General features: G+C 76.8%; 22 protein-coding genes. 11 read left to right on the top strand and 11 right to left on the bottom strand.

Going from position 1 to position 25,280, the window contains the following annotated elements:
• Positions 1 to 69: 69 nt before the first annotated feature.
• From AB0G08_RS15270 to AB0G08_RS15235, 8 genes are all read right to left on the bottom strand, one after another.
• Positions 70 to 1,329, bottom strand: coding sequence for a DNA polymerase IV (locus AB0G08_RS15270; protein WP_358087523.1), 1,260 nt, complete (start codon positions 1,327 to 1,329; stop codon positions 70 to 72).
• A 59-nt stretch (positions 1,330 to 1,388) separates the two neighbouring features.
• Positions 1,389 to 2,540 carry a nucleotide pyrophosphatase/phosphodiesterase family protein gene (locus AB0G08_RS15265; RefSeq protein ID WP_358087521.1) on the bottom strand — a complete coding sequence of 384 codons (1,152 nt, stop codon included), beginning with the start codon at positions 2,538 to 2,540 and terminating at the stop codon, positions 1,389 to 1,391.
• Positions 2,537 to 3,301, bottom strand: a complete 765-nt coding sequence (locus AB0G08_RS15260) for a methyltransferase domain-containing protein (protein WP_358087519.1) — start codon at positions 3,299 to 3,301, stop codon at positions 2,537 to 2,539. Before AB0G08_RS15260 ends, AB0G08_RS15265 begins: the two co-directional genes overlap by 4 nt.
• A gap of 57 nt (positions 3,302 to 3,358) precedes the next feature.
• Positions 3,359 to 3,532, bottom strand: a complete 174-nt coding sequence (locus AB0G08_RS15255; protein WP_358087517.1) for a hypothetical protein — start codon at positions 3,530 to 3,532, stop codon at positions 3,359 to 3,361.
• 98 nt (positions 3,533 to 3,630) lie between these two features.
• Positions 3,631 to 6,972 carry an error-prone DNA polymerase gene (locus tag AB0G08_RS15250; protein WP_358087515.1) on the bottom strand — a complete coding sequence of 1,114 codons (3,342 nt, stop codon included), beginning with the start codon at positions 6,970 to 6,972 and terminating at the stop codon, positions 3,631 to 3,633.
• 423 nt (positions 6,973 to 7,395) lie between these two features.
• The gene (locus AB0G08_RS15245; protein WP_358087514.1) at positions 7,396 to 8,958 is read right to left on the bottom strand and encodes a DNA polymerase Y family protein; all 1,563 of its coding nucleotides are present in this window, start codon (positions 8,956 to 8,958) and stop codon (positions 7,396 to 7,398) included.
• Positions 8,959 to 8,986: 28 nt separating this feature from the next.
• Positions 8,987 to 9,775 (bottom strand): hypothetical protein, encoded by a 789-nt coding sequence (locus AB0G08_RS15240; protein WP_358087512.1) that lies wholly within the window; start codon positions 9,773 to 9,775, stop codon positions 8,987 to 8,989.
• 90 nt (positions 9,776 to 9,865) lie between these two features.
• Entirely contained in the window at positions 9,866 to 10,315 is a 450-nt protein-coding gene (locus tag AB0G08_RS15235) for an SAV_6107 family HEPN domain-containing protein (RefSeq protein WP_357877306.1), read from the bottom strand.
• 489 nt (positions 10,316 to 10,804) lie between these two features.
• Here AB0G08_RS15235 and AB0G08_RS15230 point away from each other — a divergent pair, with 489 nt between their 5' ends.
• From AB0G08_RS15230 to crtI, 7 genes are all read left to right on the top strand, one after another.
• Positions 10,805 to 11,827: an EamA family transporter gene (locus tag AB0G08_RS15230; RefSeq protein WP_358087510.1), complete on the top strand. Its 1,023-nt coding sequence runs from the start codon at positions 10,805 to 10,807 to the stop codon at positions 11,825 to 11,827.
• A gap of 34 nt (positions 11,828 to 11,861) precedes the next feature.
• A complete protein-coding gene (locus AB0G08_RS15225) occupies positions 11,862 to 12,350 on the top strand; it encodes a YbaK/EbsC family protein (RefSeq protein ID WP_358087508.1) in 489 nt (162 codons plus the stop codon).
• A gap of 100 nt (positions 12,351 to 12,450) precedes the next feature.
• A complete protein-coding gene (locus tag AB0G08_RS15220) occupies positions 12,451 to 13,227 on the top strand; it encodes a monooxygenase (RefSeq protein ID WP_358087563.1) in 777 nt (258 codons plus the stop codon).
• Positions 13,224 to 13,799, top strand: a complete 576-nt coding sequence (locus tag AB0G08_RS15215) for a GNAT family N-acetyltransferase (protein WP_357877294.1) — start codon at positions 13,224 to 13,226, stop codon at positions 13,797 to 13,799. Before AB0G08_RS15220 ends, AB0G08_RS15215 begins: the two co-directional genes overlap by 4 nt.
• Positions 13,796 to 14,644, top strand: a complete 849-nt coding sequence (locus AB0G08_RS15210) for a carotenoid biosynthesis protein (RefSeq protein WP_358087506.1) — start codon at positions 13,796 to 13,798, stop codon at positions 14,642 to 14,644. The genes AB0G08_RS15215 and AB0G08_RS15210 overlap by 4 nt, the downstream gene beginning before the upstream one ends.
• The gene (locus tag AB0G08_RS15205; protein WP_358087504.1) at positions 14,641 to 15,768 is read left to right on the top strand and encodes a glycosyltransferase family 2 protein; all 1,128 of its coding nucleotides are present in this window, start codon (positions 14,641 to 14,643) and stop codon (positions 15,766 to 15,768) included. The genes AB0G08_RS15210 and AB0G08_RS15205 overlap by 4 nt, the downstream gene beginning before the upstream one ends.
• An 11-nt stretch (positions 15,769 to 15,779) precedes the next feature.
• Positions 15,780 to 17,267, top strand: a complete 1,488-nt coding sequence (gene crtI, locus AB0G08_RS15200) for a phytoene desaturase family protein (protein ID WP_358087502.1) — start codon at positions 15,780 to 15,782, stop codon at positions 17,265 to 17,267.
• Between the two features lie 126 nt (positions 17,268 to 17,393).
• Here crtI and AB0G08_RS15195 read toward each other — a convergent pair whose 3' ends face one another.
• Positions 17,394 to 18,083, bottom strand: a complete 690-nt coding sequence (locus AB0G08_RS15195; protein WP_358087500.1) for a CDP-alcohol phosphatidyltransferase family protein — start codon at positions 18,081 to 18,083, stop codon at positions 17,394 to 17,396.
• Between the two features lie 43 nt (positions 18,084 to 18,126).
• Entirely contained in the window at positions 18,127 to 19,044 is a 918-nt protein-coding gene (gene metF / locus AB0G08_RS15190) for a methylenetetrahydrofolate reductase [NAD(P)H] (protein ID WP_358087498.1), read from the bottom strand.
• Positions 19,045 to 19,296: 252 nt separating this feature from the next.
• On the opposite strand from metF, the gene AB0G08_RS15185 reads away from it, so the two are divergent.
• Entirely contained in the window at positions 19,297 to 20,655 is a 1,359-nt protein-coding gene (locus AB0G08_RS15185; protein WP_358087496.1) for a transcriptional regulator, read from the top strand.
• Between the two features lie 9 nt (positions 20,656 to 20,664).
• Positions 20,665 to 21,747 (top strand): polyprenyl synthetase family protein, encoded by a 1,083-nt coding sequence (locus AB0G08_RS15180; RefSeq protein ID WP_358087494.1) that lies wholly within the window; start codon positions 20,665 to 20,667, stop codon positions 21,745 to 21,747.
• 120 nt (positions 21,748 to 21,867) lie between these two features.
• On the opposite strand, the gene AB0G08_RS15175 is transcribed toward AB0G08_RS15180, so the two are convergent.
• Complete coding sequence (locus tag AB0G08_RS15175) at positions 21,868 to 22,260, bottom strand: Rv2175c family DNA-binding protein (RefSeq protein ID WP_358087492.1); 393 nt, start codon at positions 22,258 to 22,260, stop codon at positions 21,868 to 21,870.
• A gap of 164 nt (positions 22,261 to 22,424) precedes the next feature.
• Between AB0G08_RS15175 and pknB the strand changes: the two genes are divergently transcribed.
• Entirely contained in the window at positions 22,425 to 24,413 is a 1,989-nt protein-coding gene (pknB, locus tag AB0G08_RS15170; protein ID WP_358087490.1) for a Stk1 family PASTA domain-containing Ser/Thr kinase, read from the top strand.
• A gap of 2 nt (positions 24,414 to 24,415) precedes the next feature.
• Positions 24,416 to 25,279, top strand: coding sequence for a deoxyribonuclease IV (locus AB0G08_RS15165; RefSeq protein WP_358087488.1), 864 nt, complete (start codon positions 24,416 to 24,418; stop codon positions 25,277 to 25,279).
• The last annotated feature ends 1 nt before the right edge of the window (position 25,280 follow it).

The following is a 25,280-nucleotide window of genomic DNA, read 5'->3' as shown; positions in this document are numbered from 1 at the left end:
CCGTGGCAGCCAACCGGCTGCTTACCCGCAAGTCTACGAGGGCCCTCGCGCGTCGGAAAGCGGGACGACCTACGGCCGGGGTGGATTTTCATTTCGTCGTCCCTCGCGGACCCCGAGCAGACTGGCCGGACCTATGACGGACCGCCCGAAACGGGCAGCCGCGGCGTCTGCGGCGGCCTCCGCCTCCCGCCAGCCCCGCTCGGGCGCGCCGAGGGTGAGCTGTCGCGGGGTCTCCTGCGCGGCGGCGAGCCCCTCGACCCGTACGCCGACCAGCCGGACGGGCTCACCCGGGTCGAGCACGGTGTAGAGCGCCCAGACGGTGTCGAAGATCTCCCTGGCCACGTCGGTCGGCCCGCCCGCCGTGCGGGAGCGGCTGACGGTGCGGAAGTCGGCCAGGCGCACCTTGAGCGACACGGTGCGCCCGACCTGCCCGGCCTGGCGCAGCCGGATGCCGACCTTCTCGGCGAGGGCGAGCAGCGCCCGGCGGATCTCCAGCGGGTCGGTGACGTCGACGTCGAAGGTCACCTCGGCGCCGATCGACTTCTCCGCGTGCTCGGGGCTGACCCGGCGCGGGTCCCGCCCCCAGGCCAGCTCGTGCAGCCCGGCGGCGGACGCCTCGCCGAGCGCCTTGCGCAGCATGCCGAGCGGCGCCTCGGCGAGATCGCCGATCGTGGTCAGGCCCAGCCGCCGCAGCGTCTCGGTGGACCGCTCCCCCACTCCCCACAGCGCCGACACCGGCAGCGGGTGCAGGAAGTCGAGCACCCGGGTGGCCGGGACGACGAGCAGGCCGTCGGGCTTGGCGCGGGTCGAGCCGAGCTTGGCCACGAACTTGCTCGGGGCGACGCCGACCGAACAGGTCAGCCCCTGCTCCCCGGCGACCCGCTCGCGGATGCGGCGGGCGATGGCGGCCGGCGAACCGAAGAGCCGCCGGGCTCCGGCCACGTCGAGGAACGCCTCGTCCAGGGAGAGCGGCTCGACCAGCGGGGTGACGTCCCGGAAGATCTGCATGACCGCGGCGGAGGCCGCCGAGTATTGCGTGAAGTCCGGCGGCAGGTAGACCGCGTACGGGCAGAGCGCCCGGGCCCGGGCGGTGGGCATGGCGCTGCGCACGCCGTAGCGCCGGGCCTCGTAGCTGGCGGAGCTCACCACCCCGCGCGGGCCCGTGCCGCCGACGACGACGGGCCGACCGCGCAGCTCCGGGCGGCGGCGGACCTCGACCGAGGCGAAGAAGGCGTCCATGTCGACGTGCAGGATCGGGCAGCCGGAATCGTCGGAGTCCGGCCCGAACCGGGGATCGCCGCCCCGGGGCAACGACTGGCTGCGGCCCATCCCCGCAGGCTAGCCCGGACCTGCGACATCGCACCCGGACGGGCCGCCCGGGACGGCGGTCAGCCGCGTACGACCAGCAGCGGGATCGTCATCTCGGCCGCCGTGTCGGCCCCGTGGTACGCCACCAGCCGGGAGACCACCGGCGGCTCGGACCGGGAGGCGGTCACCGCGTACGTGGCGTTGCAGATCACCACCACGTCGCCGATGCGCGCCAGGTGTTCCTCCGGCACCGGGCCGAACCAGCCGGCGGCCACCACCTCGTCGCGGGTACGCACCCGGGCCGCGGCGCCGAGCACCGCCGACCAGGCGGCCACGACGTCGTCCAGGGCGCCGGGGGTGACGTGCAGGTAGCGGACCCGGGGCTCCCCGGCGACCACCGCCAGCCCGGCGCGCAGCCGGGGGTCGGTGTCCAGGTCGAAGCGGTGCCCGGCCGGCACGTCGAGCTGGCCGTGGTCGGCGGTGACCAGCAGCGCGGCGTCGGGCGGCAGCCCGTCGACGAGCCGGGCCAGCAGCCGGTCCACCTCGGCCGCGGCGATCCGCCAGGGCGCGGAGTCGACGCCCGTGAGGTGGCCGTGCCGGTCCAGGTCGGGGTGGTAGCCGGAGACCAGCGTGGGCCCCGGCCCGGCGGCCAGGGCGGCGAGCATCCGTTCGGCGAGCGCGTCGACGCCGGCCGCGCCCCGGTAGTCGCCGCCCCGGTTGGCGGCCACCGTCAGCCCGCTGCCGCCGAACTCCGGCCGGCTCACCACCGTCACCGCGACCCCGGCGGCGCGGGCCCGTTCCAGCTGGGTGCGCACCGGCTGCCAGCGCAGCGGCGCGGGGTCGGCCGCCCACTCGATGTGGTTGAGCACCCGGTCGGTCCCGGGCACCCGCACGGTGAAACCGAGCACGCCGTGCGCGCCGGGCGCGGCGCCGGTGCCCAGCGTCACCAGGCTGGTCGGCGTGGTCGACGGGAAGCCCGAGGTCAGCGGCCGGCCGGCGGTCGCGGCCAGTCCCGCCAGGGTCGGCGCGTACGGCGCGGCGGTCGGGATCTGGTGCCAGCCGAGGCCGTCGACGAGCAGCACCGCGATCCGGCGCACCCCGGGCAGCGCGGCGCCGAGCCCGAGCGGGTCGGTGGCGCCGGGCACGCCGAGCACGGCGAGCGCGGCGGGCAGGATGTCGGCCAGACTGCCGTCGCCGTAGCGCGGCCCGACGATCTCCAGTGGGTCGGTCACGGGCGGCGGGCGAACAGGTGCAGCTGGGCGGCGAGGTCCCGCCAGGGCGCCCGCGCGGCGAGCGCCCGCTCCAGCTCGACCAGGGCGGCCGGCTGGCCGTCGGCGACGGCGGCGGGGAGGAGGTCGGCGAGCACGCGTACGCCGTGGATCTCCTCGACCACGAGCCCCGCGGCGCCGAGCAGCGCGGCGGCGCCTTCGGCGTCGTAGCGCCGGCGCAGCGTGTCCCGGGTGCCGGCGGCGCCGGCCGGATCGTCGGCCAGGGCGGCGGCGACGTCGAGGTGCCCGTTCATCGCCCGGCCGAGCACCGCGGCGGCCCGGCCCGCGACCAGCACGCTCGCGGCCCCGCCCGGGCGCAGCGCGGCGGCCAACGCCGCCACGACCGCCGCCGGATCGTCGACGACCTCCAGCACGGCGTGGCAGAGGACCAGGTCGGCGCTGCCGGGCTCGACCAGGCCGGCGAGCGCGTCGCCGTCGCCCTGCACGGCACGGACCCGCTCGGCGACGCCGGCCTCGGTGGCCCGGCGGGTCAGCGCGGCGAGCGCGTCGGGACTGGCGTCGACCACGGTGACCCGGTGCCCGGCCTGGGCGAGCGGCACGGCGAAGCCGCCCGTGCCGCCGCCGACGTCGAGCACGGTGAGCGCGGCGCCGGCGCGACGCTCCAGCTCGGCGCGCAGCACCGACCAGATCACGGCGGTACGGGGGGTCAGCGGCGGCCCGGCGAGCCGGCCTGGGGTCTGCTCCACCCGGTCGAGCCTAGTCACCCGGTCCAGCCTGACCGAGCCGCACCTGCGGCGGCCCGGCCGGCTCCGGACGGAAGGTCAGGCCTCGCCGGTGGCGGCATCGTCCTCGGCCCGCGACCGCAGGGCGTTGGCCACCGGGCCCTCGACGATCTCGTACTCGCGCGGCTCGGTGTGGTGGCTGGGGGTCCATCCGGCGCTGAGCCGGGTCCGCCGGGAGTTCGCCACCCCGCCACTACGCTCGTTGTTTCCCATGATCGTTGTCCCCCTCGTGCTCGCGCGGGCCACTCTGCCCGCGCGAGCTGGAGTGTCCCTCCACCGGGCGGGAAAAACCGTAATGTGGATCACTGCCGTCAGCGGAAGTCCCGCGAGGGCGGGCTGACCGGCGGTTCGATCGCGTCCAGCCGGTCGGCGGTGAGGTTGATCACTCCCTCGTGCCGCTGCAACCGGCCCCGCACCACCAGCGCGGCGCTGGTGCGGGCCACCCGCCGGTAGCGCTGCCACAGGCCCGGGGAGCAGGTGACGTTGAGCATCCCCGTCTCGTCCTCCAGGTTGAGGAAGGTGACCCCGCCGGCGGTCGCGGGCCGCTGCCGGTGGGTGACGATCCCGCCGACCCGGATGCGCCGCCCCGGCTCCACCCGGCCGAGCCGGGCGATCGGCACCGCGCCGAGGGCGTCGAGCCGGGGGCGGATGAAGCTCACCGGGTGGCTCTCCGGCGACAGCCCGGTCGCCCAGACGTCGGCGACCAGCCGGTCCACCGCCTCCATCCCGGGCAGGGTGGGCGCGGTCGCGCCGGTCACCGTGCCCGGCAGCCGGCCCGGCCGGTCCTGGGCCGCCGCGCCGGCCGCCCAGAGGGCCTGCCGCCGGGACAGCCCGAAGCAGGCGAAGGCGTCCGCGGTGGCCAGCGCCTCCAGCTGCGCGGCGGACAGCCCGACCCGCCGGGCCAGGTCCGGCATGTCGCGGTACGGCCCGCGCGCCGCCCGTTCCGTCTCGATCCGCTCGGCCACCCCCTCGCCGAGGGTGCGTACGCCGGAGAGCCCGAGCCGCACGGCCGGCCCGTTCAGCCCCCAGGCGTGCGGCGGCTCCCCCGGCGCGCTGCCCCACCGGGTCTGTGGGGTGGACTCCAGCACCGCCAGAGCGCCGCTGGCGTTGATGTCCGGCCGGCGCACCTCCACCCCGTGCCGGCGGGCGTCGTCGACCAGCGTCTGCGGCGAGTAGAAGCCCATCGGCTGGGCGTTGAGCAGCGCGGCCAGGAAGGGCCCCGGGTGGTAGCGCTTGAGCCAGGAGCTGGCGTAGACCAGGTAGGCGAAGCTCATCGCGTGGCTCTCCGGGAAGCCGTAGCTGGCGAACGCGGAGAGCTTGCGGTAGACGTCGTCGGCCAGCTCCCCGGTGATGCCCCGCCCGGCCATGCCCGCGTAGAGCCGGTCGGCGATGCGGGCCATCCGCTCGGCGGAACGCTTGGCGCCCATCGCCCGGCGCAGCTGGTCGGCCCCCGCCGCGTCGAAGCCGGCCAGGTCGATGGCGAGCTGCATCAGCTGCTCCTGGAACAGCGGCACGCCGAGGGTCTTCTCCAGCGCGTTGCGCATCAGCGGGTGCGGGTAGGTCACCGGCTCCTGGCCGTTCTTGCGCCGGATGTACGGGTGCACCGAGCCGCCCTGGATCGGGCCGGGCCGGATCAGCGCCACCTCGACCACCAGGTCGTAGAACTCGCGGGGCTTCAGCCGGGGCAGGGTGGCCATCTGGGCGCGGCTCTCCACCTGGAACACCCCGACCGAGTCGGCCCGGCAGAGCATGTCGTAGACCTCGGGGTCGTCCAGCGTCATGTCGCCGAGGTCCAGGCTCATCCCGATCATGTCGTAGCCGTAGTGCAGCGCGGAGAGCATGCCGAGCCCGAGCAGGTCGAACTTGACCAGGCCGACGGCGGCGCAGTCGTCCTTGTCCCACTGGAGCACGCTGCGGCCCGGCATCCGCCCCCACTCCACCGGGCACACCTCGATCACCGGCCGGTCGCAGATCACCATGCCGCCGGAGTGGATGCCCAGGTGCCGGGGGAACGTCTGCAACTCGTTGGCGTACGCGACCACCTGCTCGGGGATGTCCGCCACGTCGACGGACGCCACGGAGCCCCAGCGGTCGATCTGCTTACTCCAGGCGTCCTGCTGGCCGGGCGAGAACCCGAACGCCTTGGCCACGTCGCGCACGGCCGAGCGGGGCCGGTAGGAGATGACGTTGGCGACCTGCGCGGTGTGCTCCCGGCCGTAGCGGGCGTAGACGTGCTGGATCACCTCCTCCCGGCGGTCGGACTCGATGTCCACGTCGATGTCCGGCGGGCCGTCGCGTTCCGGGGCGAGGAAGCGCTCGAAGAGCAGCCGGTGCCGGACGGCGTCCACGTTGGTGATCCGCAGCGCGTAGCAGACCGCCGAGTTGGCCGCCGAGCCCCGCCCCTGGCAGTAGATGTCCTGCTCGCGGCAGAACGTGACGATGTCGTAGACCACCAGGAAGTAGCCGGGGAAGCCCAGCTCCTCGATCATGTTCAGCTCGTGGTCGAGCTGCGCGTACGCCCTCGGGTGCGCCGCGGGCGGGCCGTAGCGCTCGCGGGCGCCGGCGTGGGTCAGGTGGCGCAGCCAGCTCATCTCGGTGTGCCCGGGCGGCACCGGGTACGCCGGCAGCCGCGGCGCGACGAGCTGGAGGTCGAAGGCGAGCTCGGCGCCGAACTCGGCGGCGCGGGCGACCGCACCGGGGTAGGCGGCGAACCGGGCCGCCATCTCGGCGCCGCCGCGCAGGTGGGCGGTGCCGGCGGCGGGCAGCCAGCCGTCGATCTCGTCGAGGCTGCGCCGGGCCCGTACGGCGGCGACGGTGGTCGCCAGCCGCCGCCGGCCCGGGGTGGCGTAGTGCACGTTGTTGGTGGCCACCGTGGGCAGCCCGGCCGTCGCCGCCAGCTCGGCGAGCGCGTCGTTGCGGTCGGCGTCGACCGGGTGACCGTGGTCGGTCAGCTCCACCGCCACCGTCTCCGCGCCGAACAGGGCGGTCAGCCGGTCCAGCTCGCGGGCCGCCGCGTCCACCCCCTCGGTGAGCAGCGCCGACGGCACGTGCCCCTTGCGGCAGCCGGTGAGCACCAGCACGTGGTCCCGCAGCTCGGCGGCGACCTCCTCCAGCCCGCCGTAGACCGGGCGGCCCTTCTCCCCGCCGCGCAGCTGGGCGCGGGCGATGGTCGACGCCAGCCGGGCGTACCCCTCGTGGCCGTGGGCGAGCAGCAGCAGGTGCCGCCCGAGCGGGTCGGGCTCGCCGTTCTGCGGGCCGGGCAGGTCCAGGGAGAGCTCGGCGCCGAAGATGGTCGGCAGGTGCAGCGCGCGGGCCGCCTCGGCGAAGCGCACCACCCCGTAGAAGCCGTCGTGGTCGGTGACGGCGAGCGCGGTGAGGCCCAGCCGGGCCGCCTCCTCGGCCAGTTCCTCCGGGTGGCTGGCGCCGTCGAGGAAGCTGAAGTTGGTGTGCGTGTGCAGCTCGGCGTACGGCACCGCGTCGTCGGGGCGGGCCACCTCGGGCGGCCGGTCCTGCTCCCGCCTGCGGCTCCAGGCGGGAGAGTCGCCGCCGTCGGCGTCCACGGCCAGCGGGTCGACCACGTGCAGGTGCCGCTCGTCGCGCACCCGGCCGCCATCCCCGCCAGCCCGCCCCTCCCCCGGCCCGCCCGCACCCACTCGGCCCACACCCGACCGGCCCACACCCGGTCGGTCCGTGCCCGCATCCGGCCGGTCCTCGCCCGCACCCAGTCCCGCACCCGCACCCGGCCGACCCGTGCCCGCAGCCGGTCGTTCCTCGCCTGTCGCACCCGCACCCACGCCCGGCCGGCCCGCGCCCGATCGGCCGGTGCCGGATTCCCGGCCGGAGAGCACGCGCTCCAACTCCGACCAGGGCAGCTTCGGGTTGTGGAAGCTCATCAGAGCCCCTCCAGGCGGGCAGCCGGAGAGATCTTGGAGAGTTTCGGCCCCTGGAGGGGCCGAAACTCTCCAAGATCCGAAAGCCGGCGTCCGGCGGTCCCGTGGACGGGGCAGCTCGACAGCGGCTGCCGGCCAGCCGGCGAAGCCTCACGCCGACCGGGTCGGCGGGCGCGGGGCGGGCGCTCAGTCATAGATCGCCTCCACCAGCCACCGCCCGGCCTCGACGGCGAGCAGCAGGGCCGTACCGTCGGCCAGGCAGACCTGGAAGCGGGCCCGCCGGCGGGCCTCGGCCGGCGCCCACCAGCGCTCGTCGACCGGCCACGGACCGGCCCAGCCGACGATCTCGACCGGCCGGGCGGCGCCCACGGTCAGCCGGGCCGGCTCGGCGCTGACCTGGAGCCGCGCGCTGACCTCGACCGACTCGCCGGCGGCGTCCTGCACGACCGCGGCGAGCGGGTCGGGCAGCACCACGGCCGGCGCGGGTGGCGGCAGCCGGCCCGGCCACGGCGGCGGGACGGGCCGGGCCGGCAGGCGTTCGTCACCCCACGGCACCAGACGCACCTGGTCGGCCGGCGAGCGCCCGCCGCCGAGCACCGCGGTGACCACCGCCTCGGGGCCGAGGATGCCCTGCACCCGGCTCAGCGCCCGGTGCGCCCGCTCCCGCTCCTCGCCGGTCTCCCCCCACAGGCCGGGTTGCAGGCCGGCCTGCGCGACCACCCCGTCCGGGACCAGCCGCAGCCGGATGATGCCCGCCGTCGGGCGGGTCGGGCGGGTGCCGGCCCGACCGGTGCTGCCGGACAGCCAGCCGTCGAGCTGCCAGCGCACCCGGTCGGCGATGGCCGCGGCGGTGAGCAGCCCGTCGTGCCGCCAGACCCGGTGCAGTTCCTGACCGTGCGCGGTGACCGCCTCGATGCCGAGCCGGGTGCAGGCCAGCCCGTGTGCGGCGAGCCGGTCGTGCAACCGTTCGGCCAACGCCCGGGCGGCGAAGGCCGCCGCGTCGACCCGGTCGAGCGGCTCGTCGTGGTCGGCGGTGACCGCGAGGTCGGCCGGGGGTTGCCGGACCGCGAGCGGACGGTGGTCGCGCCCGGCCGCCAGCCGGTGGGCCAGCGCGCCGTCGAAGCCGAACCGGGCCAGCACGTCGCCGGCGGGCAGCGCGGCGAAGTCGCCCAGGGTGCGTACGCCGAGCCGGCGCAGCAGGTCGGTCAGGGCCGGGCGGCCGAGCGCCTCGACCGGCAGGTCGGCGAGGAACTGCGGTGACCCGCCGGGCGGAACGACCCGTCCGTCGCGGGCGGCCAGCCCGGCGGCGAAGACCCCGTCGGCGATGCCGACCTGGCTCTCCACCGCGCAGGCCTGGGCGACGTGCTCGACGATCCGCTCGGCGGCCGCCTCCTCGCCCCCGAGGTAGCGGCTCGGCCCCCGGGCCGCCACCGCGCACGCGCCGGGGCGCACCACCTCGACGCCGGCGACCAGTTCCTCGACGGCGGCGACCACCGGTTCGAACGCCCGGGCGTCCCGCCCGGGGTCGTACTCGACGGCGGTGAGCTGCGGGCACCGGCCCTGGGCCTCCCGTTTGCGCAGCCCCCGACGCACCCCCTCGGCGCGGGCCCGCTCGGAGCAGGCGACCACCCGGTTGGCGTGCAGCACGGCCACCGGTTCGGTGGCCGGCACCCCGTCGACGATCTCCGCAGCGAGCACCGGCCAGTCCGGGCACCAGAGCAGCAGGGTCCGCACGGGCGCGACGGTCACGGCGGACCGACCGGAGTCAGCGCGGCGGTCACGTCGGACCGACCAGGGTGAGCGCGGCGCGACGGGACGGGCCGGTGGGCGCCGGGCCGACGGGGCGGAGCCGGCCGGCGGTCGACCGGCCGGTGACGGAGACGGCGGCGGCGGGAGCGGAGCGGGGAATGACCCGGGTGAGCCCGTCCCCCGGCAGCCAGACCTTGATCTCCTTGGGGCGGGCGGCGGCCCCCCGGCCCCGCGCGGAGACGGTGACCTCGCGGCGACGCAGCCGGCCCCGCCCCTGCCCGAGCCCCTCCCAGGCGCCCCGGACCACCTGGAGGGTCACGTCCGCGCCGTCCCACCGCCCGTACGGGACGAGGACGCTGCCCCGCTGCCGGGCCCGGGCGGCCAGCCGGTTGGCGACCGAGGCGGAGACCGCCGTCGGCACGGCGGTGACCACGACGTCCACCCCGTCGATCAGGGCGGCGATGACGGTGGCCCACTCCGGGCCCGGGTGGGGCACCAGGGCGAGCCGGTCCAGGGCGATGCCCCACTCGGCGGCAGCGCCCGCCCCGAACGTCGGGACGCCGACCACGGCGCACCACGAGCCGGCCCGGGACGCCTCGGCGAGCAGCGCCAGGACCAGCGAGGTGCCGCCGCTGCGTCGGGGTTGGCCGGTGGCGACCGCGATCGTGCTGCCCCGCCGCAACCCCCGGTTGGGCAGCAGCCCGGTCAGCTCCGGGGTCACCGGCAGCAGCCGGTGACCACCCGCCGGGTCCGGCGCGCTCGCCGGGCGCACCAGACCGGCCAGTGCGGCGGAACCGACCACCATCCGGCCCGCCATCGGACCTACCCCCCGTCGTGCTGTCGGATCGGACGTGCGCGTGGCGCGCCCGGGCACCCGGTCAACGCCGGGTGGCCGGGGGCGCCCGGGTCAGGCCGCGAGGCCGTCGAGCGCCGGTTGGTGGGCCACCCCGAGCGCGGTCTCCACGACCGTGACGAACTGCTCGGCAGAGCGCAGCAGGTCGTCGGCCTCCCGGGCGGTCACGACCCGGGGGATGCCGGCCTCGGCGGCGGCCCGCTTGCCGGCGCCGAGGGCGAAGAACCGGGCCCACTCGTCGAGCTCGGGGGCGACGCCGGAGAGCAGGATCCAGACGCTGGTGACCCGGTGGCGTCGGGCGGGGGCGGGACGCGCCCGGGCGGCGAGCACGGCGGCGGCCGCCCGGAGCGCGGCGAGGTGGGCGGCGGCGTAGCGGAGGCCGTCGGGGCGGGTCTGGGCGGCCTCGGCCAGCCCGTGCCGGGCCACCGCGAGAAGCTGTGCGGGGGTGCGGTGCGGCAGCACGTGCGCCGGCACCGTCGGTGCCTGAGCCGGGTTGGTCGGCATGGGACTGTCTCCTCCACGTGGCCGATGCGCCGCCCCGGAGACGGCCCTGGGCCGCCGGCGGGACGCCGGGTCGAGTGGTGCGGAGGAAGACGCACCGGTGGGGTGGCCGGCCGGGTGTGGACGCTTCCCCACACCACACCCGGCCGGCGTTACCGGCGGGTTCGTCGCCCGCCGCCCGGGGGTCGTGGGCGGCGGGCGGCGCTCCTGCCTGACGGGCCCGGACTCGCGACTGCCCGGGACCCAGGTGCGGCCCGCGGAGCCGCACCGCCCGGAGCCGCGCCGCGAAACACCGCCCCGGGTCTGTTGGAACGGGCGTTCGAGGCAATCGAACACTCGTTCTAACTGCTGCTGACAGTACACCCTCCCTCCGACGAAAATGCAACGTGTGACGCGCGGACGTCGGTCGAGGTCGCGGCAGGTGCCGGCTCCGGCGCCCGCCGCCGGGACCTGCGGCGGTGGGCGCCGGAGCCGCGGCGGTAGCCTCCGCCCGTGACAACCCCCCGCCCCGTCCTCGGGGTCGCCATGGTGCTCGCCTCGGCCGGGCTCTTCGCCGTCAACGGCACGGTCTCCAAGCTGGTGCTCCGCGCCGGCCTGGACGCCCCGCAGCTCACCCTGCTGCGCGCCGCCGGCGCCGTCACCGGGCTGCTGGTCCTGAGCGTGCTGCTGCGCCCGGGTGCCCGCCGGCTCCGGGCCACCCCCGGCCAGCTGCCGCTGCTGATCGGGTACGGGCTGACCGGGTTCTTCGCCGTGCCGATGCTCTACTTCGTCGCCATCTCCCGGCTGCCGGTCGGCATCGGGCTGCTGTTCGAGTACACCGCCCCGCTGCTGGTCGCCCTCTGGGCCCGGTTCGGTCAGCGGCACCGGGTGCGCCCGCGGCTCTGGGCCGGCCTGGCATTGAGCCTGGTCGGCCTCGGCTGCGTGGCCGAGGTGTGGGGCGAGCTGAAGCTGGACGGCCTCGGCGTGCTCGCCGGCCTCGGCGCCGCGGTCTTCCTCGCCGCCTACTACGTGCTCGGCGCCCACGGCGCGGCACGCCGGGACACGTTGTCGCTGTGCACCTGGGCGTTCGGCGCCTCGGCCGTGGCGGGCCTGCTCACCCGCGCGGTCACCGTGGGCACCGGCGGCTGGGAGCCGCTGACCGCCGACACCGACGGGGGCGTGCCCGTGGCGCTGCTCTGCGGGTACCTGGTGGTGCTCGGCTCGATCGCGCCGTACCTGCTGGTGGCCGGGGCGATGCGGCACCTCCCCGCGACCAGCGTCGGGATCCTCGGCATGGCCGAGCCGGTGCTCGCCTCGGCGGTCGCCTGGGTCGCGATCGGCCCCGGTGAGGCGCTCAACACCGCCCAGCTCACCGGCGGGCTCCTGGTGCTGGCCGGCGTCGCGCTGGCCGAGACGGCCCGGGTCGCCCCGGACCGGGCCGCCGCGCCGCCCGCCCCGGACACCGTCACCGTCCCGCCCGGGGCGGGCCGGACGTCGCCGCCTCCCGCCCGGTCGGGGCGCGGCACGGCCGGCTGAGCCGCCGACCGGGCCACCGGGAAGAATGGCCGACATGCAGCCACACCCGAACGTGCGGGCGGTGCAGGACGTGCTCGACGCCGCGGGCGCCCGGGACGCCTCCGGCGCGCCGAGCGCCGTCCGCCTGCTGCCCGACGCGGTGCACACCGCCGCGGCCGCGGCCGAGTCGCTCGGCGTCGGAGTCGGCCAGATCGCCAACTCGCTCGTCTTCGAGGCGGACGGCGCGCCGCTGCTGGTGCTCACCTCCGGCGCGCACCGGGTGGACACCGCCGGCCTGGCCGCGTCCATCGGGGTCGGCCGGCTGCGCCGGGCCACCCCGGAGTTCGTCCGCGCGCACACCGGGCAGGTGATCGGCGGGGTCGCCCCGGTCGGCCACCCGCGTCCGCTGCGCACCCTGGTCGACACCGCCCTGGAGTCGTACGACGAGATCTGGGCGGCCGGCGGCGTGCCGCAGGCGGTCTTCCCCACCACGTACCTGGAGCTGCTGCGGGTCACCGGCGGCGTCCCGACCGGGGTGGCGTGAGCGAGCGGAGCGAGCGAACCATGGGGCTCAGCAGCGTGGCGCCTCGCGCCGCCGGCGAGCGAAGCGAGGCGACGGCGTGAGCGAGCGGAGCGAGCGAACCATGGGGCTCAGCAGCGTGGCGCGAGGCGGGACCGACGACGGCGCCGACGTCCCGGAGCTGGTCACGCTGCACGTGTGGCGCACCTCCCGCGCCGCGCTGCCCCGGGCGCTGACCCGGATGGCGGTCGACCCCCGCCGGCTGCGCGCGCTGCCCGGCGTACGGTTCGGCAAGCTGCTCGGCACCGGGACCGGCACCGGCTTCGGGCCGGGCGACGCCGACCTCACCCGGTGGGCGGCGCTGACCGTGTGGGACTCCCCCGCCGACGCCGCCGGCTTCGACGGCTCGCCGGTGGGGCGCGCCTGGGCCCGGATCGCCCGCGCGTCCGTCCGGGTCGACCTGCGCCCGCTGAGCAGCCGGGGCGAGTGGTCGGGCCGCCGGCCGTTCGGGGAGCCGCCCGGTGGCCGGGTCACCGGCCCGGTGCTGGCGCTGACCCGCGCCCGGCTGCGGCCACGGCGGGCGGCCACCTTCTGGCGGGCGATCCCCCCGGTGGCCACCGCGCTGCACGCCGCGCCCGGCCTGCTGGCCCGCTTCGGCGTCGGCGAGGCCCCGCTGGGCTGGCAGGGCACGGTGAGCGTGTGGCGCGAGCCGGCGGACCTCGTTGCGTTCGCGTACCGTCACCCGGAGCACCGCGCCGCGATCATGCGGACCCCCACCGAGGGGTGGTACGCGGAGGAGCTCTTCGCGCGGTTCGAGGTGCGCGACGTGGTGGGTGACCGGGCGGTGCTGGGGTGGGTCGCGGACAGCGACCCGGGAGCGGTGGAGGGTGCACGGGCATGAGGTTGGTGCGGTGGACGCCGGACGATCTCGTCCGACGGCTGGACGACGTGGTGGCCGTCTACGGCGAGGCGATGGGCTACCGCCCGGAGCTGCTGGACTCCCGGCGCGGCTACATCGCCACCCACGTACGCCGACCCGGCTTCCGCGCCGTCGCCAGCCTGACCAGCGAGGGCCACCTGGCCGGCTTCGGCTACGGCTACCTGGGCGGCTCGGGGCAGTGGTGGCACGACCAGGTCTGGCGGGCGCTGGACACCCCGGCCCGGCAGCGCTGGCTGACCCACTGCTTCGAGGTGGTCGAGCTGCACGTGCGCCCGCCCGCGCAGGGGCACGGCCTGGGCGCGCGGCAGCTGCGGGCCCTGCTGAGCCTGGCGGAGGGCACGACCACGCTGCTCTCCACCCCCGAGGCCGACGAGCAGCGGTCCCGGGCCTGGCGGCTGTACCGCCGGTTCGGCTTCGTCGACGTCCTGCGCGACTTCCACTTCCCCGGCGACGAGCGCCCGTTCGGCGTGCTCGGCCGGGACCTGCCGCTGGAGCCCCCGACACCCGCCCCGCCCGGCCGGGGCGCCTCGTGACCCGACGGCTGTCCTGGGCGCTGCTGGCCGTGCTGGTGCTGGTGCAGATCTGCTACCCGCTGACCAGCGGGGAGGTCCGGGCCCGACTGACCGTCGCCACCGTCGTGCTCGGCTACCTGCTCTCGGTCGGCCACGCGCTGCTCAGCCGGGGTCCGCGTACGGCGGCGGCGCTGGTCGCGGTGGCCACGGTCGGCGGGTTCGCCATCGAGGCGCTCGGGGTGGCCACCGGCTTCCCGTTCGGCAGCTACGACTACTCCGGCGAGCTGGGGCCGAAGCTGGCCGGGGTGCCGCTGATCATCCCGCTGGCCTGGACCTGGATGGCCTGGCCGGCCTGGCTGGCCGCCACCCGACTGACCGGGGGCGACGCCGGCGGCCGGCCCGGGCGGCGGGGCGGCGCGTTCCATGTCCGGCGGGTCGCGCTGGCCGCCGTCGGGCTGGCCGCCTGGGACCTCTTCCTCGACCCGCAGATGGTGGCCGAGGGCTACTGGGTCTGGCGGGACGCCACCCCCGCGCTGCCCGGCCTGCCCGGCATCCCGGTGAGCAACTACCTGGGCTGGCTGCTCTTCGCCGTGCTGATCATGAGCGCGCTGCGCCCGCTGGCCGGGCCCGCCGTGGCCACCACCGACGGGCGCGACGGCCCGATGTTCGCGCTCTGGCTGTGGACGTACTTCTCCAGCGTGCTGGCCCACGCGGTCTTCCTCGACCTGCCCGCCTCGGCGCTGTGGGGCGCGGTCGGCATGTCGGTGGCCGCCGTGCCGCTGGCGGTCACGCTGGTCCGCTCCCGCCGCGACGACCGGCACCGGTTGCGTCGGCCGCAGCGCCCCGGCGTCGACGCGACGGCATGACCGCCGTCCTCGCACTGCTGCTCGGCGTGACCGCGCTGACCGCGCACACCCTGGTCAACGCCGGCCGCTGGCTGCGCCGCCCGGCCGAGCGGCCGGCGCCGGTCACCGAGCCCGTGGCGGTGCTGCTGCCGCTGCGCGACGAGGCCGCGCGGGTCACCCCGTGCCTGCGCGCGCTGCTCGCCCAGCGGGGCGTGCCGCGGCTGCGCGTGGTGGTACTCGACGACGGATCGTCCGACGGCACCGCGGGCGTGGTCCGCGCGGTGGCGGGCGACGACCCCCGGGTCACCCTGCTCGACGGGGTCGCCCCGCCGCCGGGCTGGCTGGGCAAGCCGCACGCCTGCTGGCAGCTGGCCACCCGGGCCGACCCCGCGGCGACCGCGCTGGTCTTCGTCGACGCCGACGTGGTGCTCGCCCCGGACGCGGTCGCGGCGGCCGTCACCGAGCTGCGGGCCGCGCGGGTGACGCTGCTGTCGCCGTACCCCCGGATCCTGGTGGCGACGGTGGCCGACCGGCTGGTCCAGCCGCTGTTGCAGTGGCTGTGGCTGACCTTCCTGCCGCTGCGGGCGATGGAGCGCTCGCGGCGGCCGTCGCTGGCCGCCGCCGGCGGGCAGTTCCTGGTGGTGGACCGGGCCGGCTACGAGGCCGCCGGCGGGCACGCCGTGGTGGCCGGGAAGATCCTGGAGGACGTCGAGCTGGCCCGCGCGGTCAAGCGGGCCGGCGGCCGGATCGCCCTCGCCGACGGCTCGCGGCTGGCCGCCTGCCGGATGTACGAGGACTGGCCGCAGCTGCGCGACGGCTACTCGAAGTCGCTCTGGGCGACCTTCGGCAACCCGGTGGCGGCGGCCGCCGTGGTGGCCCTGCTGCTCCTGCTCTACACCGCTCCCCCGCTGCTGGCGCTCGCCGCCCTCGCCGCCGGCGCGCCGACGGTGGCCGCCGCCGCGCTCGCGACCTACCTGCTCGGGGTGGCCGGGCGGGCGGTCAGCGCCCGGGCGACCGGCGGCCGGTGGTGGCCCGACGCGCTGGCACACCCCGTGTCGGTCGTGGTCCTCGGTTGGCTGACCCTGCGGTCGTACCATCTGCGGAAGCGGCGTCGCCTGTCCTGGCGCGGCCGCCCCGTCACCTAGGGAGGCGCGGCATGGCGCGGATCGTGGTCGTCGGCGCCGGGGTGGGAGGCCTGGCCACCGCCGCCCGGCTGGCCGCCACCGGACACCAGGTCACCGTGCTCGAACGTACGGGCACCGTCGGCGGCAAGCTCGGCCGGTACCTTCACGACACCCCGGCGGGCCCGTTCCACTTCGACACCGGGCCGAGCCTGCTCACCCTGCCCGACGTCTTCCACGACCTCTTCGAGGCGACCGGCGCGAAGCTCGACGAGTACCTGGACCTGGTGCCGGTGGACCCGATCGTGCGGCACGTCTTCCCCGGCGGCGGCCCGGCCCTCGACTCCTGCGCCGACCCGACCGAGTTCGCCGCCCGGATCGGCGCGGCCTTCGGCGACCGGGCCGCCGCGGACTGGCGGCGGCTGTGGCGCCGGGCCGAGCGGGTGTGGCAGGCGTCGCACCGGGACATCCTGCGCCGCCCGATCGACTCCCCGCTGGACCTGGCCGCGCTGGCCTGGCGGCTGGGCGACCTGGCCGCCATCGGGCCGGGCCGGACGCTGCGCGGGCTGGGCCGACGGCACCTGTCCGACCCCCGGCTGCGGATGCTGCTGGACCGGTACGCCACCTACACCGGCGCCGACCCGCGCCGGGCGCCGGCCGCGCTGGCCGCCGTGCCCTACGCCGAGCTGGCCTTCGGCGGCTGGTACCTGCGCGGCGGGCTGGGCACGCTCGCCGACGCGCTGCTGACCCGCTGCCTGGACCTCGGCGTGGTCGTGCAAACCGGCGCCACGGTCACCCGGATCGACGCCGCGGGCGGCCGGGTGCACGGCGTACGCCTGCGCGGCGTCACCGCGCCCGTCCCCGCCGACGTGGTGGTGGCCAACGTCGACGCGCTCACCCTCTACCGGGACCTGCTGCCCAGCCCGCGCCGGCTGGCCGGGCTGACCGACCGCAGCCTGGCCGGTTTCGTGCTGCTGCTCGGCGTCGCCGGGGACTCCGGGCTGGCCCACCACAACGTGTTCTTCCCCCGCGACTACGACGCCGAGTTCGACGCGGTCTTCGGCGACCCGGGGCGCGGCGTGCGGGCCCGACCGGCGGCCGATCCCACCGTCTTCGTCACCGTGGCCGACGACCCGATGGTCCGGCCGGCCGGCCACGAGGCGTGGTTCGTGCTGGTCAACGCCCCCCGGCACGGCACCGCCACCGGCGCCGTCGACTGGCGTCGGCCCGGCCTCGCCGAGGCGTACGCCGACCGGGTCCTCGACGTGCTGGCCGAGCGCGGCGTCGACGTGCGGGACCGGCTGGTGTTCCGGGAGGTCCGCACCCCGGCCGACCTGGACGACGCGACCGGCGCGCCCGGCGGGTCGATCTACGGCACCGCCGGCGGCCTGCTGCGCCCGGCCAACCGGGGCCCGGCGCACGGGTTGTGGCTGGTCGGCGGCTCCAGTCACCCGGGCGGCGGCCTACCGATGGTGACGCTCTCCGCCCAGATCGTCGCCGAGGAGATCGGCCCCGCCTGGTAGCCGCCGACGGGCGGGGCACCGCCTGGTAGCCGCCGCCGACGGGCGGTGGCACCGCGTCGACACGCCCGGGGCCTTCCCGGCGGCCCGGCCGGCCCTACCGCGCGGCCCGGCCGGCCCGCCGCGCGGTCAGCCGGCGTCGATCAGGGCGCGGCGGACGGCGGAGAGCAACTGGCCCAGGCCGAACCCGGCCAGCAGCACCCAGACGGAGGTCGCCATGGTCATCGTGCCGGCGGCCAGGTCCGGCTCGATCAGCCCGGTCAACCCGGCCAGCAGCAGCCCGACCAGGGCCACCGAGACCCGGGTGGGGCGTTCCCCCACGGTCACCGCGCCGAGTTCCCGCATCCCGGCGGAGACCGCCCGGGCGCGGACGTACTCGTGCAGCCAGGAGAGCGCCCCGGCGGTCACGACGAGCGCCCCCGGCGCCCCGATCAGCCAGAACGCGGCCAGCCAGGCGACCTCGCCGAGCCGGTCGGCCAGCGAGTCGTAGACGTAGCCGAGCCGGGTGGTCCGGTTCGTGGCCACCGCCACCGCGCCGTCGACGCTGTCCGCCACCGCGGCGAGCAGCACGAACAGCGCCGCGAGGAAGGGGCCGTCCTGCGGCCGTACGGCGAACAGCGGCACGCAGGCGCAGAGCAGCACGCCGACCACGGTGACCGGGGTCGGGCCGACCCGCAGCCGGCCCAGCACGAACCCGACGTGGTAGGCGAACCGCAGCCAGGCGCGGACGACCGGGGCCGCCGCCCGGGGGTCGAACCCCCCGTGCAGCCGTGCCCAGGCCGTGGCGTAGTCGTCCCAGTTCAGCTGTGTGCCCACCACGGAACAACCGTCGCACCGGCGCTCAGGTGTCGCGGCACCGGGGTCACACCCGCGCGCCGACCTGGAGGTTCTGCCAGACCTCCCGCGTGGCGGTGGAGCGGTTGAGGGTGATGAAGTGGATCCCCGGCACGCCCTCGTCGAGCAGCCGCCGGCACATCTCGCTGGCCTGCTCGACGCCGAGCCGGCGCACCGCCTCCGCGTCGTCGGCGACCTTCGCGAACCGCTCGGCCAGGGCCGGCGGGAAGGGTGCCCCCGAGAGCTGCACCGAGCGCTCGATGGTGCCGATCTGCGTCACCGGCATCACGCCGGCCAGGATCGGGGTGTCGCAGCCGGCGGCGGCGACCCGGTCGCGCAGTCGCAGGTAGTCGTCGGCGTCGAAGAACATCTGGGTGATCGCGAAGTCGGCGCCGGCCCGGCACTTGCGGACGAAGTGCTCCGTGTCGCTGTCGACGTCGGGCGAACGCGGGTGCTTGTAGGGGAACGCCGCCACCCCGACGCTGAAGTCGCCGGCGTCGCGCACCAAGCGGACCAGCTCCTCGGCGTGCAGCACGCCCTCGGGGTGGCGCACCCAGTCGCCGCCCGGGTCGCCCGGCGGGTCACCCCGCACGGCGAGCACGTTGCGCACCCCGACCCCGGCGAGCCGGCCGATGACGTGGCGCAGCTCGGCCACGGAGTGGTTGACCGCGGTCAGGTGGGCCATCGGCAGCAGGGTGGTCTCGGTGGCGATCCGCTCGGTGACCGCGACGGTGGTGTCGCGGGTCGACCCGCCCGCGCCGTAGGTGATCGAGACGAACGACGGGCGCAGCGACTCCAGCTCGCGGATCGCCTGCCACAGCAGCCGCTCGCCCTGCGCGGTCTTGGGCGGGAAGAACTCGAAGGAGAACGTCGGCTGGCGGTCACGGATCAGCTCCCCGATCGCCGGCTGCGGATTGGGGAGGACCGATGGAAGACCGAGCGCCACGCCCCGACTCTAGCGGGCCGAGCCCTGCGGGCCGAGACCTTCCCACACTGGCGGACGCAGGACCGCACGAACGCGGATGAGCCGGGGCCGGAAAGCGTCGTACCCCCGGAGTAGTCATGGGGTTGCGCGGGGTGGGCCCGGCCGGAGGCCGACCCGCCGGGGGCACGCGCGGGGGTCAGCATCCACCGGTGGCGCACCGGTCCCGTTCCGGGGCCCGCGCCGCCGCCGCGCCGACACCCGCCCGGAGGACCGATGACGTCGCCCCCGCCGCCCGGCCCGCAACTGCTCGGGCCGCTGCTCGCCCGGCTCCGACTGGCCCGCGGCTGGAGCCAGCTGCGGCTCGCGGCCGAGCTCTGCGCCGCGTCCGGTGTGCCGACCCTCAGCCGGCACGAGATCTCCCGGTGGGAGCGGCAGCTGCGCGCCCCCGGCGAGTTCTGGCTCGGCTGGCTCGCCGTCGTCCTCGCGGTGCCGGTCGACCTGCTGGCCACCGCCGCGGCCCGCACCCGCAGCCTCGGTCCGCCGCCGGCCTTCGGCGGCACCCGGCCCCGGGCGGCGCTGCTCGCCCTGGCCCAGCGCTGGCTGGGCGACCCACGCGCCGTGCTGCTGCCCGGCGCGCCCGCCCGGCCCGCCGGCCGGGGCGACGCCGGAGGGCCGGCGCGGCTGGCGGAGCTGCGCCGGCTCGACGACCTCGTCGGCGGGGCCGACCTGACCGGGCTCGGGGCACACCGGCTGGGGCGGGCGGTGCGGGCGCTGTCGGGGTGCGCCCCCTCCGCGCGCTCCCGGCTGCTGCACGAGCTGGCCGAGTCCGCCCAGCTCGCCGGCTGGCTCGCCGCCGACGCCGGGGACGCCGCCGGCGCGCTGCACGCCTACCGGCTGGCGCTGCGCGCCGCCGCGACGGCCGGCGACCCGGCGCTCGCCGGGCACGTGCTCGGCTCGGCCAGCCACCTGCTCGCCGGCGTCGGCGACCCGCAGGGCGCGCTGGTGCTGGCCCGCACCGCCTACGCCGGGGCACGGCGGTCGGCCAGCCCCGGCCTGCGCGCCCTGCTGCTGCACCGGGTGGCCCTGGCCGCGGCGCTGGGGGGCCGGGCGGGGGCGGCCCGGCAGGCGCTCGACGCGGCCTGCCGGGTGACCGAGGCGCCGGAGCCGGGCCGGGAGCCGCCGTGGCTCTACTGGCTCGACGGGCCGGAGTTGGCAGCGATGACCGGGCGCACGCTGGTCGCGCTGGGCCGACCGCTTCCGGCCGAGGCGCCGCTGCACGCCGTCCGGCGGCGGGGCCCCCGCACCGCCGCGATCTACGGTGGCTGGCTGGCCCGGGGCTACCTGCAACTCGGCGAGGTGGAGCGGGCCTGCGCGGTGGCCGGCGAGGCGCTGCTCGACGCGGTCCGCGCCGGGTCGCCCCGCGCACTGGGCCAACTGGCCGAGGTACGCCGGCGGCTGGCCGGGCACGGCGACGAGCCGGCCGTGCGGCGGTACCGGGCGCTCGCCGCGGCGGCCGCTGCGTACCTGCCCCGTTCGGGGCCGCCACCTGGGCCGGCCGGCCGGCGGGCTCGCGCGGGGCGCGCGGCGCGTCGGCCCCCCGGTGGCGCGACGGGGTCCGCCCCGACCGGCTAGCGTCGTGGGGTGACCCACGCTGCTCCTGTTTCCCCCGTCGACCGCGCCGGGCTGCGTCAACGGATCGACAAGGCCCTGACCGAGTTCCTCGCCAGCCAGCGCTCCTGGATGGCCGGGGTCGACGACGCCCTGGCTCCGCTCGCCGAGGCGATCGAGGCGTTCGTCCTCGGCGGCGGCAAGCGACTGCGGCCGGCGTTCGCCTACTGGGGGTTCCGGGGAGCCGGCGGGGTGGACACCGACCAGGTGGTCACCGCCCTGGCCGCGTTGGAGTTCGTGCAGGCCAGCGCGCTGATCCACGACGACCTGATGGACCGGTCCGACACCCGGCGCGGCGAGCCGGCGGTGCATCGGCGGTTCGCGGCCCGGCACCGGGCGGCCGGCTGGGGCGGCGACGCGGACGGCTTCGGCGACGCCGCGGCGATCCTGCTGGGCGACCTGTCCCTGGTCTGGTCGGACGAGCTGCTGCACTCCGCCGGGCTGGACCCGCACACGGTGGCCCGGGCCCGGCCGGTCTTCGACGCCATGCGCACCGAGGTCACCGTCGGGCAGTACCTCGACGTGCTGACCCAGGTGACCGGGGACACCTCGGTGGAGCGGGCCGGCAAGGTCGCCCGCTACAAGTCGGCGAAGTACACGGTCGAGCGGCCGCTGCTGCTCGGTGCCGCGCTGGCCGACGCGTCGGCGGAGGTCCGGGCGGCGTACTCCGCGTACGGGCTGCCGCTGGGCGAGGCGTTCCAGCTCCGCGACGACGTGCTGGGGGTCTTCGGCGATCCCGCCCAGACCGGCAAGCCGGCTGGTGACGACCTCCGCGAGGGCAAGCGGACCTACCTGGTGGCGGCGGCCCTGGAGACGACCGACAGGGCGGGCCGGGAGCTGCTGCTCGGCGGGCTCGGCGACCCGGGTCTGGACGAGGCCGGGGTGGCCCGGCTGCGTGAACTGATCGACGGCAGCGGGGCGCTGGCGCGTACGGAGCAGCGGATCGGGATGCTCACCGACACCGCGCTGGCCGCGCTGGCCGCCGTCGACCTGGACACCGAGGCCCGGCAGGCCCTGGTCGACCTGGCCATCGCCGCCACCCGCCGCGCCGACTGACCCGCCCGACCGCCCGGCCGCCCACCCGCACCCGCACCCGCACCCGCACGCGATCCTGCACCCGTCGCCCCCGTGTCGGGGCGACAGGTGCAGGGTCGCGCGGGAGGTGCGGGGCGAGGGTCAGAAGCCCAGGGCCTGGGCCCGGCGCTTCACCTCGCGGGCCTGGTCGCCGGCGAGCGCCTTCGCGGGGACGCCGCCCGGCAGGGTGTCGTCCGGCGCGTAGAGCCAGCGCAGCGCGGCCTCGTCGTCGTAGCCCGCGTCGGTGAGCAGGTTGAGCACGCCGGGCAGGTGCTTGAGCACCGTCTGGTTGGCCACCAGGTCGGCCGGCATCCGGCGGACGCCGTCGCGGCGTACCGCGATCAGCTCCCGGTCCCGGATCATCTGGTGCACCTTGCTGATCGACACGTCGAGGCGCTCGGCCACGTCCGGCAGGGTCAGCCAGTCGGCGGCATCGGTGGGGCCGGCGGATTCGGGGCCGGGCACGGCCCGGTCGGCGGGTACTGAGTCGGTCACCGGACCACCCTGCCATGTCCCTCCCGGCCGGGACCAACGGCACCCCGACGAGCCGGCTGAGCAGGGCCGACGGGGCGGGCGAGCGCGGCGGGACAATCGTGGTCGCACCCCATCTGTAGCATCCTGTTCAACCTTCACCCCCTGGACACATAGACTCCCTGCCGATGGACACACAGGTCGCCGACACGTTGCTGGGCTCGCTGATCGACGGGCGCTACCGCATTCGCGGTCGCGTGGCCCGTGGCGGCATGGCGACCGTGTACACCGCCACCGACGAGCGCCTCGAGCGCACCGTGGCGCTCAAGATCATCCACCCGTCCCAGGCCCCGGAGCCGCAGGCGCGGGTCGCGGGCTTCGTGGAGCGGTTCACCGACGAGGCGAAGACCATCGCCCGGCTGACCCACCCCAACGTCGTCGCGGTCTACGACCAGGGCACCCACTCCGGCCTGCCCTACCTCGTGATGGAGTACGTCCGCGGTCGCACCCTGCGTGACGTGCTCGCCGAGCGGCGCCGGCTCAACCCCGACGAGGCGCTGGCCATCGGCGAGCAGATGCTCGCCGCGATCGCCGCCGCGCACCGGGCGGGGCTGGTGCACCGCGACGTGAAGCCGGAGAACGTGCTGGTCGCCGAGGCCCCCACCGGCGGCCCGGCCAACCTGGTCGACAGCGTGGTCAAGGTCGCCGACTTCGGGCTGGCCCAGGCGGTCGAGGCGAGCGCCGACGACGAGAACGGCAACCAGTTGATGGCCACGGTCGCGTACGTGGCCCCGGAACTGGTCACCGAGGGGCACGCCGACCCCCGCACCGACGTCTACTCCGCCGGCATCGTGCTGTTCGAGATGCTCACCGGTCGGGTGCCCTACGACGGGGACCGCCCGGTCGACGTCGCCTGGCAGCACGTCGACAAGGACGTCCCGGCGCCGTCGACCCTGGTGCCCGGCCTGCCCAAGGCGCTCGACGAGCTGGTCGCCCGGGCCACCCGGCGTGAGCCGGGCGCGCGCCCGACCGACGCCGGCGCGCTGCTGGCCGAGGTGCAGGCGGTCCGCGACGACCTGGGCGACGCGAACACGCGTACCGCCGTGTTGCGCCGGGTGTCCGACGAGCCGATGGCCGGGCCGACCATGATGGTCGCGGCGGTCCGGCCGGCCGAGCGGCCCGCCTGGGCCCGGCTGCCCGAGGGCGGCGGTCCCCGGGGCGGCCGTCGCCGGGCCGAGCCCGAGGAGGGCGAGAGCCTGTGGTCGCGGCTGTCCGCGCTGCGCACCCGGGTCATGGGCGACCCGCGGGGCCGCACGGCGGTCATCGCCGCCGCGGTGGTGCTGGTCCTGGTGGCCGCCCTCGGCGGCTGGTGGCTCGCGGCCGGGCGCTACACGGAGGCGCCGCAGCTGGTGGCCATGACCAAGGCCGACGCGGAGGCGCAGGCCGCCCGCGCCGGGGTCGTCCTCAGCTACGCCGAGCCGCGCTACGACGAGAAGGTCCCGAAGGACGCCGTCCTGGCGCAGGACCCGGTCTCCACCACCCGGATCGTCAAGGGCGGCACGATCACGCTGACCCTCTCGCTGGGTCCGGAGCGGTTCCCGGTGCCCGACGTGGTGGGCAAGGAGTTCGAGCTCGCCGAGGCGGACCTGCTCGACGCGAAGCTGGTGGTGGCGAAGGGCACCGCCCGCTACGACGACAACCTGCCCGCGGGCGTCGTGATCGACACCGACCCGAAGGTCGGCACCGAGGTGAAGCCGGGCGACAAGGTCACGGTCGTCCTGAGCAAGGGCAAGGCCCCGATCTCGGTGCCGAACCTGGTCGGCAAGAGCCTGGGCGAGGCCCGGACGATCCTCGCCCAGCTGGGCCTGGTGCTGGTGGAGCCGCCCACCTACAAGGACTCCGACAAGCCCAAGGACGAGATCCTCGGGCAGAGCCCGGCGGACGGCACCGGGGTGGAGCGGGGCGCGAAGGTCAAGCTGGAACTCAGCAAGGGCCCGCCGCTGGTCGCCGTGCCCCGGGTCATCGACCTGCCCTGTCAGCAGGCCAAGCAGCTGCTGGAGAGCCAGGGCTTCCCGGTGGCGATCCAGTTCAACCCGAACGGCATCACCCGCTTCCAGAACCCGCCGGAGAACACGCAGGTGCCGCCGGCCACCCCGGTCACCCTCGGGTGCATGTAGGGATGCCGGTGCAGCACCGGCCGGTCGGCTCGCACACGCCCACCTCGGGCGGCCTGGCGAGAGCCGCCCTGCCGTACGCCGACGCGGCCGGCTCGCAGGTCGTGCAGGTCTACGTGTCCAACTCGCGGGGCTGGGCGCTGCCGCCCGGCGACCCGGCCCAGGACGTGTCGTTCCGCGACGGCTGCGACGAGCGGGGCATCCCCGTCTTCATCCACGCGTCGCTGCTGGTCAACCTCGGCTCCCCCACCGCGAACACGGTCGAGCGTTCGGCGGAGACGCTCGCCCACGCGCTGCGCCGGGGCCGGGAGATCGGCGCCAGGGGCGTGGTCTTCCACGCCGGCAGCTCGGTCGACGAGGGGCACGCCGAGGCCGCGATGCGGCAGGTGCGCGAGACGCTGCTGCCGCTGCTCGACGAGGCGGCGGCGGTGGACGGCCCGCGGCTGCTGGTCGAGCCGAGCGCGGGCGGGGGCCGCTCGCTCGCCTCCCGGCTGGAGCAGCTCGGGCCCTACCTCGACGCGGTGGACCGGCACCCCTGGCTCGGGGTCTGCTTCGACACGTGCCACGCCTGGGCCGCGGGGCACGACCTGGCCGTCGAGGGCGGCATGACCGCGACGCTGGACACCCTCGTGGCGACGGTCGGGGCCGACCGGCTGCGGCTGGTGCACGCGAACGACTCGAAGGACCTCTGCGGCTCCACCCGGGACCGGCACGAGAACATCGGCAAGGGCACCATCGGCGAGCCGGCGTTCGCCGAGCTGATGGCGCACCCGGCCACCGCCGGCGTCCCGGTCGTGGTGGAGACCCCCACGGAGAAGCACGTCGGCCACGCCGTCGACATCGCCACCCTCAAACGCCTGCACCCCTGAG

Source organism: Micromonospora sp. NPDC023644, assembly GCF_040640115.1.
Taxonomy (GTDB): Bacteria; Actinomycetota; Actinomycetes; order Mycobacteriales; family Micromonosporaceae; genus Micromonospora.
Note: the sequence above shows the minus strand (reverse complement) of the source record. Positions and strands in the feature narration are given on the sequence as shown.

What these genes read in the sequence shown, in the direction of transcription:
- AB0G08_RS15270 (WP_358087523.1), bottom strand. Translation starts at nt 1,329, where the DNA reads ATGGGCCGCAGCCAGTCGTTGCCCCGGGGCGGCGATCCCCGGTTCGGG.
- AB0G08_RS15255 (WP_358087517.1), bottom strand. Translation starts at nt 3,532, where the DNA reads ATGGGAAACAACGAGCGTAGTGGCGGGGTGGCGAACTCCCGGCGGACC.
- AB0G08_RS15240 (WP_358087512.1), bottom strand. Translation starts at nt 9,775, where the DNA reads ATGGCGGGCCGGATGGTGGTCGGTTCCGCCGCACTGGCCGGTCTGGTG.
- AB0G08_RS15235 (WP_357877306.1), bottom strand. Translation starts at nt 10,315, where the DNA reads ATGCCGACCAACCCGGCTCAGGCACCGACGGTGCCGGCGCACGTGCTG.
- AB0G08_RS15225 (WP_358087508.1), top strand. Translation starts at nt 11,862, where the DNA reads ATGCAGCCACACCCGAACGTGCGGGCGGTGCAGGACGTGCTCGACGCC.
- AB0G08_RS15220 (WP_358087563.1), top strand. Translation starts at nt 12,451, where the DNA reads ATGGGGCTCAGCAGCGTGGCGCGAGGCGGGACCGACGACGGCGCCGAC.
- AB0G08_RS15215 (WP_357877294.1), top strand. Translation starts at nt 13,224, where the DNA reads ATGAGGTTGGTGCGGTGGACGCCGGACGATCTCGTCCGACGGCTGGAC.
- AB0G08_RS15205 (WP_358087504.1), top strand. Translation starts at nt 14,641, where the DNA reads ATGACCGCCGTCCTCGCACTGCTGCTCGGCGTGACCGCGCTGACCGCG.
- crtI (WP_358087502.1), top strand. Translation starts at nt 15,780, where the DNA reads ATGGCGCGGATCGTGGTCGTCGGCGCCGGGGTGGGAGGCCTGGCCACC.
- AB0G08_RS15185 (WP_358087496.1), top strand. Translation starts at nt 19,297, where the DNA reads ATGACGTCGCCCCCGCCGCCCGGCCCGCAACTGCTCGGGCCGCTGCTC.
- pknB (WP_358087490.1), top strand. Translation starts at nt 22,425, where the DNA reads ATGGACACACAGGTCGCCGACACGTTGCTGGGCTCGCTGATCGACGGG.
- AB0G08_RS15165 (WP_358087488.1), top strand. Translation starts at nt 24,416, where the DNA reads ATGCCGGTGCAGCACCGGCCGGTCGGCTCGCACACGCCCACCTCGGGC.